The sequence below is a fragment of the Streptomyces sp. NPDC018693 genome (assembly GCF_044391385.1).
Taxonomy (GTDB): domain Bacteria; phylum Actinomycetota; class Actinomycetes; order Streptomycetales; family Streptomycetaceae; genus Streptomyces.
Genome location: NZ_JBIRZZ010000030.1, coordinates 18,773 through 34,136 on the forward strand (window position 1 = coordinate 18,773; position 15,364 = coordinate 34,136).

The following is a 15,364-nucleotide window of genomic DNA, read 5'->3' on the forward strand; positions in this document are numbered from 1 at the left end:
GGTCGGCCCACCCGCCGCCCGGTCTCCCCGGCCGCGCGATCCGCGGCCCGCAGAAGGAGTCAGTGTTGAGAAGCAGTCCCTCTCGCAGACGCACCTCCCACGTTCCGTACCGCAAGACCGCGGCCGTCGCCCTGGTGGGCGTGGCCGCGCTCGTCGCCGCCGCCGTGCAGTCCGGCGCCGCGACCGCCGCCCCGGAGAAGGCACCGCAGGCGGCGGGCAAGGCGGTCCCGGGCACCGAGTCCATACGGCTCTCCCCCGCGCAGCGCGCCGAGCTGATCGGCCAGGCGAACGCCGACCGGGCCCGGACGGCCCGGGAACTGGGTCTGGGCGCACAGGAGAAGCTGGTCGTCCGGGACGTCGTCAAGGACACCGACGGCACGGTCCACACCCGCTACGAGCGCACCTACGCCGGTCTGCCCGTCCTCGGCGGCGACCTGGTCGTGGCGACCGACACGGCCGGTGCGACCGAGGGCGTCGTCAAGGCGACCCGCGCCGCCATCAGGCCGACGACCACCGCGACCGCCGTACCCACCGCGAAGGCCGAGCAGCAGGCGCTGGCCGCCGCGAAGGCCGAGGACGCCGAGAACCCCGGCGTCAACCGGGCGCCGCGCAAGGTGATCTGGGCCGCGAGCGGCACCCCGACCGTGGCGTGGGAGACGGTCGTCGGCGGTGTCCAGCACGACGGCACCCCGCAGGAACTGCACGTCATCACCGACGCCACCACCGGCGAGCAGCTGTACGAGTGGGAGGCGGTGCAGACCGGCACGGGCAACACGGTGTACTCGGGCACGGTCTCCCTCACCACCACCCAGTCGGGCTCGACGTACAACCTCACCGACGGGGCGCGCGGCAACCACCGTACGTACAACCTGAACCGGGGCACCTCCGGCACCGGCACGCTCTTCTCCGGCTCCGACGACGTCTGGGGCAACGGCAGCCCGTCCAACCTGGAGTCCGCGGCCGCCGACGCCCACTACGGGGCCGCGCTGACCTGGGACTACTACAAGAACGTGCACGGCCGCAACGGCATCCGCGGTGACGGCGTCGGCGCGTACTCCCGCGTCCACTACGGCAACAACTACGTCAACGCGTTCTGGTCCGACAGCTGCTTCTGCATGACGTACGGCGACGGCTCGGGGAACGCCAACCCGCTGACCTCGATCGACGTGGCCGCGCACGAGATGACCCACGGTCTCACCTCCAACACCGCGGGCCTCAACTACTCCGGCGAGTCCGGCGGTCTGAACGAGGCGACCTCCGACATCTTCGGCGCCACGGTCGAGTTCTACGCCAACAACGCCTCCGACCCCGGCGACTACCTCATCGGCGAGAAGATCAACATCCGCGGTGACGGCAGCCCGCTGCGGTACATGGACCGGCCGAGCAGGGACGGCAACTCCAAGGACAGCTGGTACTCCGGCATCGGGTCGATCGACGTGCACTACTCCTCCGGCCCCGCGAACCACTTCTTCTACCTCCTGTCCGAGGGCAGCGGCGCCAAGACCGTCAACGGCGTCAGCTACGACTCGCCGACCGCGGACGGCCTTCCGGTCACCGGCATCGGCCGCGACAAGGCGGAGAAGATCTGGTTCCGCGCGCTGACCACGAAGTTCACCTCCACCACCAACTACGCGGGCGCCCGCACCGGCACCCTCGCGGCGGCCGGTGAGCTGTACGGCACGACATCCGCCGAGTACAAGGCCGTGCAGGACGCGTGGGCGGGCGTCGCGGTCGGCTCCCGCTCGGACGGCGGGGGCGGCGGCGGTGGTACGACGTTCGAGAACACGACCGACGTATCGATTCCGGACAACGGCGCGGCCGTGACGTCCTCGATCACCGTCACCGGCCGCACCGGCAACGCGCCGTCCAACCTCCAGGTCGGGGTGGACATCGTCCACACGTACATCGGGGATCTCCGGGTGCAGCTGGTGGCTCCCGGCGGCACGGTGTACACGCTGAAGGCGTACGGCACCGGTGGCAGCTCGGACAACATCAACACCACCTACACGGTGAACGCCTCCTCGGAAGTCGCCAACGGCACCTGGCAGTTGAGGGTCCAGGACAACGCGGCGATCGACACCGGCCACATCAACAGCTGGAAGCTGACGTTCCCGTAGGCCGCTCTCGCAGGCCGGTCCCGTAGCGACGGGCACCGAACAGGGCGCCGTCCCGGTGGGGTCAACTCCCGCCGGTGCGGCGCCCGTTCACATTCCCGCAAGGGCACCGGCGCGCCGTCCAACACCCAGACCCGCCGCCGTCGGCGCACACTACGGCGCCCAGGTCACCTGGGACTTCTACCCTGAACGAGGCCACCTCCGACATCCGCGGCAACGGCACCCCGCTGCGCTACATGGACCGGCCGAGCCGGGACGGTTCGTCGGCGGACGACTGGTCGTCCTCGCTGGGCAGCCTGGACGTCGGTGTCTCCTACAACTCCCCGACGTCCAACGGCTCATGACGTCCACGACCCGCTACTCGGGCGCCCGTACGGCGACCCTGAACGCGGCACGCGACCTGTACGGCTCCGGCAGCACCGAGTACAACGCGGTGGCGGCGGCCTGGTCGGCGGTCAACGTCGGCTGACGGCCTGATACTCGAACGCACTGGCTTTCAATGAATCCCACCGCCCATTCGCCCGCTGAAAGCGCGATGAGGCCGCCGTGAAACCGGACGGGCGCAGGCTCTGTGCACAAGGAAAACGACGCGCGCCCCACTCCGGGGTTCGCACCGGACGACCGAGGAGCACACACCATGTCCATCACCCTCACCGACCAGGACAAGCTCACCCTGCGCACCGCCGCGTACGGCGCCGTCGCGCTCGCGGCCGCCGCCGGCGCCGCCGACTCGCCCCACAGGATCGCCACCGAGGGCAGCATCGCCCTGGGCTCCGCGACCGGCCCGGTCGGGCACGTCCTCGCCGAGAAGGCGAAGATCAGGGGCCTGAACGGCAAGTCCGTGGCCGAACTCGCCGACACCGTACTTCCCGCCCTGACGGCGGCCATGGGCCTGCTGAGGAAGCAGGATCCCGCAGAGGCCGACAACTTCCGCGGCACCGTCGTCGTCGCCCTCGAAAGCGCCACCAGGACCCACCGGAGCGAGCAGCCCAGCCCCGCCCTGGCCGAGATGATCCGGAAGATCACCGAGGCCCTCGACGCCGTCTGAAGGACCGGTCGGCCGCGCCCCCCGACGTCGCCGTACGCTAGGGCCCCATGTCCTTCACGTACGACGACGTCGGCGCGACCCGGCAACCGGGCTTCTGCCCTCCGGGCTTCCACCCCCTCCACGTGCGCGCGCGCATCGGCGAGGGCGAGGACGTCTTCCGCAGAGCGGCCGAGGCGGTCCTCACCTGGGAACTGCACCGCGCGCTGGGCGTCGGCATCGACGCGACGGCGGACCGCGCCGCCGAGGGCGTCGACGTCACCGTCACCCTCGCCGGCGTCATCAAGGCCCCCTGCCGCATCGTCTGGACCGTGGAGCAACCCCGCCGCGCGGGCTGGGCCTACGGCACCCTCACCGGCCACCCCGAGTGCGGCGAGGAGGCGTTCCTCGTCGACCGCACCGGCGACGGCACGGTCTGGCTGACGGTCTCCGCCTTCAGCCGAGCCGCCAAGTGGTACGCGAAGGCGGGCGGCCCGGCGACCCGCGGCCTACAACACGCCTACGCCCGCCGCTGCGGGTCGGTACTGCGCCGACTGTGCACCGACCCTCAGGACGCCGTCTAGTGCTTGACCGCCTGCACAACCCGCAACTCTGGGCGTTCCTGGAAGCACTGCGGCGTGGCGAGCTCCTTTCCGGCACCGTCGCGGCGATCGAACGGTTCGGCGTGTTCGTCGCGTTGGCTGATGGTCCCGACCACCCGGTCTTCCCGGGCGTCGGGTTCATCTCCCTCGCCGAGCTGTCCTGGGGCCGCTTCGAAACCGCCTCCGAGGTCGTACAGGTCGGGCAGCGCGTCTCGTGCGAGTTTCTCCAGTTCGACACATGGAACCTGGAGGCCAGATTGTCCTTGCGCGCGACTCGGCCGGACCCCTTCCAGGCATTCGCCGACGGCAGTGCGGTGGGGCAGAAGCTGCACGGACGGGTCACCAAGCTGATCCCGTTCGGCGCCTTCGTCCAGGTCGCCGACGGAATCGAGGGCCTGGTCCACCTGCGAGAGCTCGCCCGGACACCGGTGGGAGCCCCGTCGGACGTCGTCCGAGTCGGCGACGAGGTCACGGTCGTCGTCACCGAGATCGACCGAGTACGACGCACACTGACCCTCTCCCGACGACAAGCGTCCTAGACCACAGACGACTCATCGCCCGCTCCACCTCGCTCTTCACGCCCTTCGGGTGGAACATTCGCTCCTCTCGCACGGGGCGCGGACCCCCGGAAGTGGCCGTGTCGGTTAGGACGCCGAGCTCGAACGCCTCCCGAGGTCAATGAGTTCTGCCTGTTCAAGGCCCGGCTCAACCCGCTCCGAAGGCACGGAGGCCGCTCAGTCGAGGACTGCGGTGGCCTCGATCTCCACCAGGTGCTCGGGTACGTCCAGTGCCGCGACGCCCAGCAGCGTGGCCGGCGGCACCGGGGTGACCCCCAGAGCCGTGGAGGCCCGGCTGATCCCCTCCAGGAGCTGGGGCATTTTGTCGGGGGTCCAGTCGACGACGTGGACGGTCAGTTTCGCTACGTCGTCGAAGGAGCCGCCGGCCTCGGCCAGGGCGGTGGCGATGTTGAGGTAGCACTGCTCGACCTGGGCGGCGAGGTCGCCTTCGCCCACCGTGACCCCCTTCGCGTCCCAGGCGACCTGCCCGGCGACGAAGACGAGCCTCGTCCCCGTCGCGATCGACACCTGCCGGTAGACATCGATCTCGGGCAATCCGCTGGGGTTGATCAGTGTGACGGCCATGCTGCCTGCCTCCTTCTCACGGGAGCCCCGTGGTCTCTTGTGGTTACTCGGAAACCGTAGGAGAGTGGCCGCTGACGTGGAAGTACGCACTTTTCGGTGACTGGAGCACCTCATGGTGACCAAGCAGTTCACGGGCTCGCCCGACGACGCGGACCTGAGGCGCGCGGACTCCCTGGCGCGGGAGATCTTCTCGGACGTCGCCAACAAGTGGGCGCTGCTGATCATCGAGGCCCTGGGCGAGCAGACCCTGCGCTTCGGCGAGCTGCGGAACGAGATCGAGGGCATCAGCCACAAGATGCTCACCCAGAACCTGCGCATGCTCGAACGCAACGGCCTCGTCGAGCGAACGGTGCACCCCGTCGTCCCACCGAAGGTCGAGTACGCGCTCACCGAGCCTGGCCAGGCCCTGCGAGTGACGATCGACGGACTGTGCGACTGGACCCACCGGTACCTGGGCCACATCGAGGCATCCCGCCACGGCTTCGACGCCTGAGTCAACTGGCCCGGCCCGACCACTCCTTGATCGACCTGAGGTGTCGTGTCGTCCGACGGGTGTGGGGAGCGAGCGGCGATCCCGGGTGACCCTGAACGGAGGCCCGGAGGACTGGCTCCTTCCGGACTGCCCGGTCCGCCTCCGCCTCACCCACGTCCTCTCCGTCGCCGACCACCTCCGCCGCACCCCCACCGCCGCGGCCCGCCGCCTCCACCAACTCGGCCACACCCTCCCACCGGACGTCGAATTCACTACCCCCAACCAACCGGACACTCCCCCACCAACCCCCCGGTAACGACTACCGTCGACACTGACGAAGGGACGCACACCGCCGTGCGTCCCCCTCCGCACGCGTGACGAGGTGGAATGTGAAGGCGATCCGTCGATTCACCGTCCGACCCGTTCTCCCCGACCCCCTGAGGCCCCTCAGCGACCTGGCCCGCAATCTGCGCTGGTCCTGGCACGCGGAGACCCGTGACCTGTTCCAGTCCGTCGATCCCGAGCGCTGGGCGGTCTCGGACGGTGATCCGGTACGGCTGCTCGGCAGTGTGCGCCCCGCGCGCCTCGCCGAGCTGGCCGAGGACCGCCGCTTCCTGCGCCGGCTGACGGCCGCCGCCGACGACCTGCACGACTATGTGACCGGCGAGCGCTGGTACCAGGCGTACCAGGCTCAGGGCGGTGAGCTGCCCGCCGCGATCGCCTACTTCTCGCCCGAGTTCGGGATCACGGCCGCCCTGCCGCAGTACTCCGGCGGCCTCGGCATCCTCGCCGGGGACCATCTGAAGGCGGCCAGCGACCTGGGGGTACCGCTGATCGGGGTGGGCCTGCTCTACCGGCACGGCTACTTCCGGCAGACGCTGTCCCGGGACGGCTGGCAGCAGGAGCACTACCCGGTCCTCGACCCCAACGAGCTGCCGCTGACCCTCCTGAAGGAGGAGGACGGCACCCCGGCCTGGGTGGATCTGGCCCTGCCGGCCGGCCGCCGGCTGCGCGCCCGGGTCTGGCTCGCCCAGGTCGGCCGGGTCCCGCTGCTGATGCTCGACTCGGACGTCGAGGACAACGACCTCGGCGAGCGCGGGGTGACCGACCGGTTGTACGGGGGTGGCAGCGAGCACCGCCTGTTGCAGGAGATGCTGCTGGGGATAGGAGGGGTTCGGGCGGTACGGACGTACTGCCGGCTGACGGGTCATCCGCACCCGGAGGTCTTCCACACCAACGAGGGACACGCCGGCTTCCTCGGCCTGGAGCGGATCGCCGAGCTCTGCGACGACGTGAGGGCCGACGGGGGTCTGGACTTCGACGCCGCGCTGGAGGCGGTCCGGGCCGGCACCGTCTTCACCACGCACACGCCCGTCCCGGCCGGCATCGACCGCTTCGACCGCGAGCTGGTCGCCCGCCACTTCGGCCCCGACGCCGAACTCCCGAGCATCGACGTCGAACGCGTCCTCGGGCTGGGCATGGAGACCTACCCCGGCGGCGAGCCCAACCTGTTCAACATGGCGGTGATGGGCCTGCGCCTCGCCCAGCGCGCCAACGGGGTGTCGCTGCTGCACGGCAGGGTCAGCCGGGAGATGTTCGCCGGGCTCTGGCCGGGCTTCGACGCCGACGAGGTGCCGATCACCTCCGTCACCAACGGGGTGCACGCCCCGACCTGGGTGGCCCCGGAGGTGTTCCGCCTCGGCGCCCGCCAGATCGGCGCCCAGCGTGCCGAGGACGCGCTCAGCGTCGGCGGTTCCGACCGCTGGGACTCGGTCGCGGAGATCCCCGACCAGGAGATCTGGGACCTCCGGCGGGATCTGCGGGAACAGTTGGTGCAGGAGGTACGGCGGCGGCTGCGGGCGTCCTGGCGGCAGCGCGGCGCCGGGACGGCCGAGCTGGGCTGGATCGACGGCGTGCTCGACCCCGACGTCCTCACCATCGGCTTCGCGCGGCGCGTCCCGTCGTACAAGCGCCTGACGCTGATGCTGCGCGACCGCGACCGCCTGATGGACCTGCTTCTGCACCCCGAGCGGCCCATCCAGATCGTGGTCGCCGGCAAGGCGCACCCGGCGGACGACGGCGGCAAGCGGCTCGTCCAGGAGCTGGTGCGGTTCGCGGACGACCCCCGGGTCCGCCACCGCATCGTCTTCCTCCCCGACTACGGCATGGCGATGGCCCAGAAGCTCTACCCGGGCTGCGACATCTGGCTGAACAACCCGCTGCGCCCCCTGGAGGCGTGCGGCACCTCGGGAATGAAGGCCGCGCTCAACGGCTGCCTCAACCTGTCCGTCCTGGACGGCTGGTGGGACGAGTGGTTCCAGCCGGACTTCGGCTGGGCGATCCCCACGGCGGACGGCGTGGGGACGGACGCGGACCGGCGTGACGACATAGAGGCGGCGGCGCTGTACGACCTGCTGGAGCAGCGCGTCACGCCGCGCTTCTACGAGCAGGGGCGGCAGGGCCTGCCGGACCGCTGGATCCAGATGGTCCGCCAGACCCTCACCCTGCTCGGGCCGAAGGTCCTGGCGGGCCGCATGGTCCGCGAGTACGTCGAACGCCTCTACGGGCCCGCCGCCCTCGCCCACCGCTCGATGGACCCGAACTCCGCCCGTGAGCTGTCCGGTTGGAAGGCACGGGTGCGCTCGGCCTGGCACCGGGTCGGCGTCGACCACGTCGAGACCTCGGCGTCCACGGCCACCGCCGAACTCGGCACCACCCTCGCACTGCGCGTCCGCGTCCGTCTCGGCGACCTCGCCCCCGACGACGTCGAGGTCCAGTCCCTCTCCGGCCGGGTCGACTCCGAGGACCGCATCACCGACGCCACCACGGTCCCCCTGAAGCCGACGTCGGGCCCCGACCTGGAGGGCCGCTGGATCTACGAGGGCCCCCTCTCCCTGGACCGCACCGGCCCCTTCGGCTACACGGTCCGCATCCTCCCCAACCACCGACTCCTCGCCTCGTCGGCGGAGTTGGGCCTGCTGTCGGTACCGTCGGAGGAAGTGGCCGAGGTGGCGGGGGTGTTGATGCGCTAGCCCGGCACGCACAGCCCTGGCATCACCGCTTGGCCGCGGCGGCGTCGATCTGCTCGGTGAAGCGGTCGGCGCCGACCGCCTTGCCTTCCTCGTCGATCACGGTGATGTGGGTGTCGCCGACCTTCACGGCCGGAGTGCCGGTCACATCGCTCTCGTAGAAGGCGTCGGCGACCTTGTCGGCCCACAGGAGATAAGTACCCTCCTTGACTGCCTTGTTGAAGGCGGGGGTGCGCAGGCCCGGCACCTTCTCGGCGATCTCCAGCAGCTTGGAGGTGCTGCCGAAGGTGTCGGTGGTCTCCTCCTCCGGCTGGGCCTCGTAGAGGGCGGAGTGGAACGCCTTGAACTTGGCCGGGCTCTCGTTCAGGGCCGCGCCCAGAGCACCCAGCGCGGTCCTGGAGCCTTTCCCACCCAGCCGCTTGTCGAGGAAGGCGGCCATATGGAACTCGACCTTCACCTTGCCGGAGTCGACTAGGGAGTCCAGCGTCGGCCCGAGGTCGCGCTCGAAGATGCCGCAGTACGGGCAGCGCATGTCCTCGTACACATGCACGGTGACGGGCGCGCCGGCCTTCCCGTACGGGATGACGGTGCCGTTCTCCCCGGTGGCATTGGCCGGGACGACCAGCTTCGCGGGCGCGGCAGCCGGGGCGGTGTCCGAGGACTCCGACGAACCGCCGTCGTCCAGGGCGAACCCGATCCCGACCCCGGCGGTCAGACCGAGCACGGCGGCCGCGCTCCCGAGAACCAGGGCGCGACGGCGAAAGGCGGCGTAACGAGGGGACTTGCTCTCCATGCCCCCCGACGCTACGGAGCCCACCACACCCCCGGAACGGCCCTCAGGCCGGTACCGTCAGGGTCTTCGGGCCCGCTTCTTGCACCGACATAGGTCCCGACGCATGGGGCCGTTCTACTCGAAGCGGCAGCGGCGGTGTCGGTCAAGAGGTGGCGCGGATCATCACCGTGAGGATGGGCGAGGCCGGTGAAGGCTGGCTCTGGCCGATGTCCTCGTAGCCCCATGAGCGGTAGAGCGCGTGGACTTTTCCGTCACCGGCTGCGCGGTTGACCATGAGCGTCACGTAGGGCTCTTGGCGGGTCGCGAGGAGAGCATCATGGATGCGTCGCGCGGTTCCCGTTCCGCGCCACGCGGGACTTACACCGATCTCCTTGAGGGCAACAGCCGGAGACCTGATGTACTCGTCCGCCGGTGGTGGGGTGGTGCGCTGCCAGTACCGGTCGCCGTGCTCGATGGTGTTGCCGTAGGCGTAGCCGATCGGATGCCCGTCCGCGTAGGCGAGGACGGCCATGAAACCGGGCTCGCCGCCATGCCGGTCCAGGCGCTCGCCGAATGCCGTCACTGCGTAGTTCGGTAGGTGGAGGAGTGGGGCGCGCACCTCGGCGTAGACGTCGATCAGGTCGCCACGGACGGTGTCAAGTGTCGTGAATGTACGGATTTCGATAGCGGGTGCCGTGGTCACGCGGGGGTCCTCCAAGCTGCAGTGTGCTCGCTCCAGGTCTGCACGGTAGAACTGCCGGGCGCGGTAGCTCGCAGTGCGGCCCCGAACTCTTGCAGCATGCGGGAGACCCGGGCGTGTTGGGTGGCGGCGTCGGCGGGGACCTTCGTCGCGGTGTCCGTGGCGGCATCGGCATCGCCCTGGGCGAGCTGGGCATGTGCGAGTCGGGTCGTGGTGATGGCCCGCGACCGGACCATGTGCGGCCGCAGGGCGGACAGACAGCGGTGGGCATGGAACTCAGCCGTCGGATAGTCGCCGAGCGACAGGTATGCCGACAGGGCCAAGGAGTCCAACTCAGCCTGGTCATAGAAGGCGAGCATCCAGACAGGGCGGTAGTCATCGGGATCAGCGCGGTCCATGGCGTCCTGCGCCTGGTCGAACGCGCGGCGAGTGCCGGTGCGGTTTTGTGCCACACCGTGGATGGCAGCCTGCCGGGCCAGCCCCAGGGACGCGAACAGGGGGTCGCGGCGGGTGATACTCAGCCCGCGCGCGACGTCGTTCGCGGCGAGGGCGTCGGCGGGGCGGCCCATGTGCCGGTACATGGTCCCCGCGTGGCTCCAGATGCGGAACTTGATCGCCTGATCGCCGGACATCTCGGCGAGGGCCTGAGCCTCACGCATGTGCCGCTGGGCGTCGTCGTATCGGCGGCCGTCGATCGCGGCCCACATGGCCGAGGAGCGGAACGAGGCCGCGCATGCGTACAGGTTGCTGCGTACGCGCTGGCTGGCGCTGCCGACGTTCTGGAGGTTCAGCGCCTCGTCGGCGAGTGACGTGGCCTGCTGCTCGATGCCGAGTTGTCCGCCGTGGCGGTGGTCGCTGGCGATGATCTCGGCGAACCGGTGTTGTAGGCGGCCGACGTCGCTCATGCCGATACGGCGGGGTGCTGCGATGCCGGGGGCTGCAGCTGCGACGGCAGCGGCGGCGATGCCGCCGGCGAGGGTGCGGCGCTTCAAGTCGGGGTCCTCCTGCGATGCGTCTGAGGCGGACGGAGTCCTGCCCCGTGGCACGAACCCTAAGGCGGTGGCGGGCAGCCCGGTGACGTCCTCAAGTGCCTTGCGGGTAGCGGACTTGGGCCACTTGACCCGGCCCGACTTCCAGGCTCGTACCGACGAGCCGTCGTGGCCGCCGGGCCGCCCTGTCAGCCGCTCCTGGGCCCTGTTCACGGCCTCGGCCAGGCTGTTGGAGCTGTGCCCGTGCTCGTCCATCCACGCCTCAAGGACCGTGTTGCGCGTGGGGTCCATGTACGCACCGTAGCCTCACGACCACTCTTCCGTCATGCAAAAGAGCCGTCAAATCGCCCTAGGGCTTTCCGGCGGATACCCGGCCGATCGCCCTAATCACCTGATGCCAAAGGGGAGTTGTCTGGTCACTGGCCGCCCGTCCCCGTGCGGGCGGCTGTTGACGGCCCGGTCCGCCCTTGCCTCCCGTGAAGGGGACCGACCGGGCGCCGAGACGACCACGAAGGCACCGCCCATGACGAGGCTCCGCACCCTGGTTCCGACCGCCTGCACCGACTGCCCCGCCTACAGCCGGACCTTTCCGTGCGAGCCGGAGACGGCGGAGATCGGCCGCGGATTCGTCCGTGACGCGCTTGCCGTCTGGGGCCTGGACGACCACCACACCGACCGCGCCACGCTGATCATCTCGGAGCTGATCGGGAACGCCGCCAAGCACACGTCCTGCCACTCGGTTCGGCTGGTCGTCAGACGGCCGAGCCCGGCATGGGTACGCGTCGGCGTGGTGGACCGGGCCCCGCGGCTCGTACCGGAACTCCACCGGGCCGGTGTCGACGACGAGTCCGGTCGCGGTCTGCTCCTCATCGACTCCGTCGCCGACCGCTGGGGCTACGACATCAGGGGCCCGGGCAGACGCCCCTGGGGCAAGGAAGTCTGGGCGGAACTCCGTACCGAGGCCGACCAGTGACCAGCCACCCCACGGCCCTGCCGGACATCGCCCGACTGCGCCCCCGCCAGCAGATGGCAATGGACTGCGCCCTGTGCGGCCGCCGGTTCGGAAGCCCTCGCCGAGCGTCTGGCCCGGCAAGGGCACCTGAGCAGCCCGGCGTGGCGAGCGGCGGTCGAAGCCGTCCCCCGGGAACTCTTCCTCGCCGCCGGGGTGTTCCTCCCGGACGGCGAGACCGGCCTGTGGCGGCCGGTCCCCCCGGATGCCGTCGATCCGCGCGAGTGGATCCGGATGGCTTACAGCGATCAGTTCAACTCGACGGTCATCTGACTCCCGACCGGGCCACCGAACCCGTCGCCGGCTTCCCCACCTCCTCCTCCACCGTGCCCGCGACCGTCGTCGGCATGCTCGAAGCCCTCGACGTGGAAGACGGCCAAAACACGGCTGAGATCGGTACGGGCACCGGCTATTCAGCAGCCCTCATGTGTCACCGGCTGGGCGAGGACAACGTCACCACGATCGAGGTGGACCCCCACGTCGCCGCGACCGCGGATGCGGCTCTGGAGAAGGCCGGCTACTCCACCTGGACCGTGACCGGTGACGGGCTCCTGGGCAACCCGAGCCGCGCTCCCTACGACCGGATCATCGCCACCTGCGCCGTACGCCGCATCCCCTACAGCTGGGTCCGCCAGACCAGGCCCAACGGCATCATCCTCGCCACCATCGGCCCCGGCGCCTGGTCGTACGGCACCGGCCTGGCGAAGCTCACCGTCAGGGACGGCGGCACCGCCGAAGGCCGCATCATCGGCCGCTCCTCCTTCATGCCCGCCCGCGCCGAAGCCGCCGTCCCGCTGTCGGGCGACCTCGCCGCACGCGCCGCCTATGCCGACACCGAGCGGAGGACCACACTTTCGCCGACGGTGCTCGACGAGTGGACGCCCGCGTTCCTCACACAACTCGCCGTACCCGGCGCACAGCTTGTGCGCGCTGTCGGTGACGACGGCCGGGAAACGGTGTACCTGTTCGACACCGGCCGCGAGTCCTTCGCAACGCTGACCGGTGACGGTGCGGAATGGACGGTGCGTCAAGGGGGCCCCGTCCGACTCTGGGACGCGGTCGAAAGCACCGTACGGGCTTGCTCGGAGGCCGGTGAGCCGGACGTCAACGCGGTACACCTACACCTCGATCAGAAGGCTCATGCGTACTGGATCAGCGACACTCCGGCCCTGCGCTGGCACCATCGCATCAGCTGACACATCAGCGGACCGAACGTCCGTCCGTCAACTCGGCGCGACCGTGCCCGCGTGCGCCCTCCGGACCGCCCCCCGCCCCGATACGGCCGATTTCCTCCCCATGGGCCGTCTTGTGCCCCTTCGCTCCGCGCGACAGGCTGCCCCCTGACGCACCCGGCACGCGCACACGCGGGTGTCGAGTCGAGGAGGGGAACTCGGACCATGGCACGGACGCGACACCGGCGTCTGCGCGGGATGGGGAGTCTGATCGCGGCGGCCACGGCCGTGGCGCTGTCGGCCGTCACCCTGCCCGCGCACGCCGTACCGGAGGGGACCGTCGTCGGCGCGGGGGCACCCGACGCCGTCGGCGGCAGCTACCTCGTGATGCTGAAGGAGGAGGTGAAGGCCCCGTCGGAGGACGGGCGGCGGCTCGTCGCCGGGTACGGGGCGAGAATCAGCCATGTCTATGGTTCTGTCCTCAACGGGTACGCGGTCACGGCCCACCCGAGACAGGCCCGGCGGCTCGCGGCCGACTCGCGTGTCGTGTCCGTCGTGCAGGACACGCGGGTGATCGCGGATCAGCGGACGGAGCGGAAGGCGCAGAAGAAGCCGCCGTCGTGGGGGATCGACCGGATCGATCAGGCTGGGCTGCCCCTCGACGGCCGGTACAGCGCCCCGGCCTCCGCCGGTGCCGGGGTGACCGTCTATGTGGTCGACACCGGCGTCCGGATCACGCACAAGGAGTTCGGCGGGCGGGCGAGCCACGGCTGGGACTTCGTCGGGGACGACCGCACCGCCTCCGACGGCAACGGGCACGGCACGCATGTCGCCGCCACCGTGGCCGGCAGCGGCGTGGGCGTGGCGAAGCAGGCGAAGGTCGTCTCGGTGCGCGTCCTCGACGACGCGGGCGCCGGCACCACCGCCCGCGCCATCGCCGGCATCGACTGGGTCACCCGCAACGCCCGCAAGCCCGCCGTCGCCAACCTCAGCCTCGGCGGCCCGTACAACGCCCAGCTCGACGCCGCCGTACGGGCCTCGATCCGCTCCGGCGTCACGTACACGATCGCGGCGGGCAACGACGGCGACGCCGCCGCCCGGCACTCCCCGGCCGACGTCCGGGAGGCGATCACCGTCGGCGCGACCGACGCCAAGGACGCACGCGTGTCCTACTCCAACTACGGCTCGGCGCTCGACCTGTTCGCCCCGGGCGTGTCGATCACCTCGGCGTCGCACAAGAGCGACACCGGCCGGGCGGTGTACTCCGGTACGTCGATGGCGGCGCCGCACGCGGCGGGCGCGGCCGCGCTGTACCTCGCCGACCATCGGAAGGCCACCCCCGCACAGGTGGAGAAGGCGCTGGTGTCGGGGGCGGTGAGCGGGAAGGTCTCCGGCCGGGGGGCGGGCTCGCCGGACAAACTCCTCCAGGTGCCGTCGCCGTAGCGGCGGAGCCAGGGCGGCCGGCTCCGTGCGGTGCCGGACGGGGTCGGCCGCGTGTGAAGACATACGCGTGAGTAGTTAACAAAGTGCCGGATTGCCCACCCGAATAGGGTGGGAAGACACCACCTCAGGACCACCTCGGAACCATCGCAGGACCCACCTCCCCACTTCATCCGCCCACCCTCGTTGATGCGGACAGGAGCGGTCATGCCCGCCACGTACCACCACTCGTCAGCACCCCCGACGCCCCGTATCGAACCCCCCTTCGCCCCCGCCGTCGGCCGCATCCCGGTCCTCGACGTCCGTCCCGTCGTCCAGCACGGGCGCCGGCCCGCCAAGGCGGTCGTCGGCGAGTCCTTCCAGGTCACCGCGACGGTGTTCCGCGAGGGGCACGACGCCGTCGCCGCCAATGTCGTCCTGACCGGCCCGGACGGCCGCCACGGCCCCTGGACCCCGATGCGTGAGCTGGCCCCCGGCACCGACCGCTGGGGCGCCACCGTCACCCCGGACGCGCCGGGGATGTGGTCGTACACCGTCGAGGCGTGGGGCGACCCGGTCCACACCTGGCGGCACCACGCCGAGATCAAGATCCCGGCGGGTATGGACACCGAACTGGTCCTGGAGGAGGGCGCCCGGCTGTACGAGCGCGCCGCCACCGGCGCGCCCAGTGGGCCGCGTGGAGTGCTCCTCGCCGCCGTGGAGGCGCTGCGCGACGAGTCCCGGCCGGCCGCGTCGCGGCTCGCGGCGGCGCTGGCGCCGGAGGTCGAGGAGGTGCTGGCCCGCCACCCGCTGCGGGACCTGGTGACCGCCTCCGCCCCGCTGCCGCTGCTGGTCGAGCGGGAGCGGGCGCTGTTCGGGTCCTGGTACGAGTTCTTCCCGCGCTCGGAGGGGACGCCGGA

The 15,364-nt window shown here is 70.8% G+C and carries 13 protein-coding genes and 2 pseudogenes; 11 read left to right on the forward strand and 4 right to left on the reverse strand.

The genetic code is table 11. The features are described 5' to 3' along the window. The first annotated feature begins 65 nt into the window (after positions 1 to 65). The 5 genes and pseudogenes from ACH5AC_RS37625 (at position 66) to ACH5AC_RS37645 (ending at position 4,279) form a co-directional block, all read left to right on the forward strand. Positions 66 to 2,117 (forward strand): M4 family metallopeptidase, encoded by a 2,052-nt coding sequence (locus ACH5AC_RS37625; protein ID WP_398866871.1) that lies wholly within the window; start codon positions 66 to 68, stop codon positions 2,115 to 2,117. A gap of 200 nt (positions 2,118 to 2,317) precedes the next feature. Next, positions 2,318 to 2,583, forward strand: a pseudogene (locus tag ACH5AC_RS37630) (M4 family metallopeptidase); the annotation flags it as partial. Positions 2,584 to 2,751: 168 nt separating this feature from the next. Further along, a complete protein-coding gene (locus ACH5AC_RS37635) occupies positions 2,752 to 3,162 on the forward strand; it encodes a hypothetical protein (protein WP_398866872.1) in 411 nt (136 codons plus the stop codon). A gap of 47 nt (positions 3,163 to 3,209) precedes the next feature. Then, a complete protein-coding gene (locus tag ACH5AC_RS37640) occupies positions 3,210 to 3,722 on the forward strand; it encodes a DUF1990 domain-containing protein (protein ID WP_398866873.1) in 513 nt (170 codons plus the stop codon). Next, a complete protein-coding gene (locus ACH5AC_RS37645) occupies positions 3,722 to 4,279 on the forward strand; it encodes a S1 RNA-binding domain-containing protein (RefSeq protein ID WP_398866874.1) in 558 nt (185 codons plus the stop codon). Before ACH5AC_RS37640 ends, ACH5AC_RS37645 begins: the two co-directional genes overlap by 1 nt. A 195-nt stretch (positions 4,280 to 4,474) precedes the next feature. On the opposite strand, the gene ACH5AC_RS37650 is transcribed toward ACH5AC_RS37645, so the two are convergent. Then, the gene (locus ACH5AC_RS37650) at positions 4,475 to 4,882 is read right to left on the reverse strand and encodes a RidA family protein (RefSeq protein WP_398866875.1); all 408 of its coding nucleotides are present in this window, start codon (positions 4,880 to 4,882) and stop codon (positions 4,475 to 4,477) included. A 112-nt stretch (positions 4,883 to 4,994) separates the two neighbouring features. Between ACH5AC_RS37650 and ACH5AC_RS37655 the strand changes: the two genes are divergently transcribed. Both ACH5AC_RS37655 and ACH5AC_RS37660 read left to right on the forward strand, forming a co-directional pair. Next, entirely contained in the window at positions 4,995 to 5,375 is a 381-nt protein-coding gene (locus tag ACH5AC_RS37655) for a winged helix-turn-helix transcriptional regulator (protein WP_398866876.1), read from the forward strand. A 368-nt stretch (positions 5,376 to 5,743) separates the two neighbouring features. Beyond that, entirely contained in the window at positions 5,744 to 8,386 is a 2,643-nt protein-coding gene (locus ACH5AC_RS37660; RefSeq protein WP_398866877.1) for a glycosyltransferase family 1 protein, read from the forward strand. Between the two features lie 22 nt (positions 8,387 to 8,408). Here the strand turns inward: ACH5AC_RS37660 and ACH5AC_RS37665 are convergent, their stop codons facing one another. The 3 genes from ACH5AC_RS37665 to ACH5AC_RS37675 form a co-directional block, all read right to left on the reverse strand. Further along, a complete protein-coding gene (locus tag ACH5AC_RS37665; RefSeq protein ID WP_398866878.1) occupies positions 8,409 to 9,176 on the reverse strand; it encodes a thioredoxin domain-containing protein in 768 nt (255 codons plus the stop codon). Positions 9,177 to 9,318: 142 nt separating this feature from the next. Then, positions 9,319 to 9,858 carry a GNAT family N-acetyltransferase gene (locus ACH5AC_RS37670; protein ID WP_398866879.1) on the reverse strand — a complete coding sequence of 180 codons (540 nt, stop codon included), beginning with the start codon at positions 9,856 to 9,858 and terminating at the stop codon, positions 9,319 to 9,321. Further along, positions 9,855 to 11,135 (reverse strand): XRE family transcriptional regulator, encoded by a 1,281-nt coding sequence (locus tag ACH5AC_RS37675; protein WP_398866880.1) that lies wholly within the window; start codon positions 11,133 to 11,135, stop codon positions 9,855 to 9,857. Before ACH5AC_RS37675 ends, ACH5AC_RS37670 begins: the two co-directional genes overlap by 4 nt. 232 nt (positions 11,136 to 11,367) lie before the next feature. Here ACH5AC_RS37675 and ACH5AC_RS37680 point away from each other — a divergent pair, with 232 nt between their 5' ends. From ACH5AC_RS37680 to ACH5AC_RS37695, 4 genes and pseudogenes are all read left to right on the forward strand, one after another. Further along, positions 11,368 to 11,817 (forward strand): ATP-binding protein, encoded by a 450-nt coding sequence (locus ACH5AC_RS37680; RefSeq protein ID WP_398866881.1) that lies wholly within the window; start codon positions 11,368 to 11,370, stop codon positions 11,815 to 11,817. Positions 11,818 to 11,925: 108 nt separating this feature from the next. Then, positions 11,926 to 13,049, forward strand: a pseudogene (gene tgmC, locus ACH5AC_RS37685) (ATP-grasp peptide maturase system methyltransferase). A gap of 201 nt (positions 13,050 to 13,250) precedes the next feature. Beyond that, positions 13,251 to 14,468 carry a S8 family peptidase gene (locus ACH5AC_RS37690; protein WP_398866882.1) on the forward strand — a complete coding sequence of 406 codons (1,218 nt, stop codon included), beginning with the start codon at positions 13,251 to 13,253 and terminating at the stop codon, positions 14,466 to 14,468. Positions 14,469 to 14,672: 204 nt separating this feature from the next. Beyond that, positions 14,673 to 15,364 (forward strand): maltotransferase domain-containing protein (locus tag ACH5AC_RS37695; protein WP_398866883.1); only part of this gene is annotated, 692 nt, incomplete at its 3' end.

Bases quoted from the DNA above. Each gene is read 5' to 3' on its own strand.
- ACH5AC_RS37635 (WP_398866872.1), top strand. From the start codon at position 2,752: ATGTCCATCACCCTCACCGACCAGGACAAGCTCACCCTGCGCACCGCC.
- ACH5AC_RS37640 (WP_398866873.1), top strand. From the start codon at position 3,210: ATGTCCTTCACGTACGACGACGTCGGCGCGACCCGGCAACCGGGCTTC.
- ACH5AC_RS37650 (WP_398866875.1), bottom strand. From the start codon at position 4,882: ATGGCCGTCACACTGATCAACCCCAGCGGATTGCCCGAGATCGATGTC.
- ACH5AC_RS37665 (WP_398866878.1), bottom strand. From the start codon at position 9,176: ATGGAGAGCAAGTCCCCTCGTTACGCCGCCTTTCGCCGTCGCGCCCTG.
- ACH5AC_RS37675 (WP_398866880.1), bottom strand. From the start codon at position 11,135: ATGGACCCCACGCGCAACACGGTCCTTGAGGCGTGGATGGACGAGCAC.
- ACH5AC_RS37690 (WP_398866882.1), top strand. From the start codon at position 13,251: ATGGCACGGACGCGACACCGGCGTCTGCGCGGGATGGGGAGTCTGATC.
- ACH5AC_RS37680 (WP_398866881.1), top strand. From the start codon at position 11,368: ATGACGAGGCTCCGCACCCTGGTTCCGACCGCCTGCACCGACTGCCCC.
- ACH5AC_RS37655 (WP_398866876.1), top strand. From the start codon at position 4,995: ATGGTGACCAAGCAGTTCACGGGCTCGCCCGACGACGCGGACCTGAGG.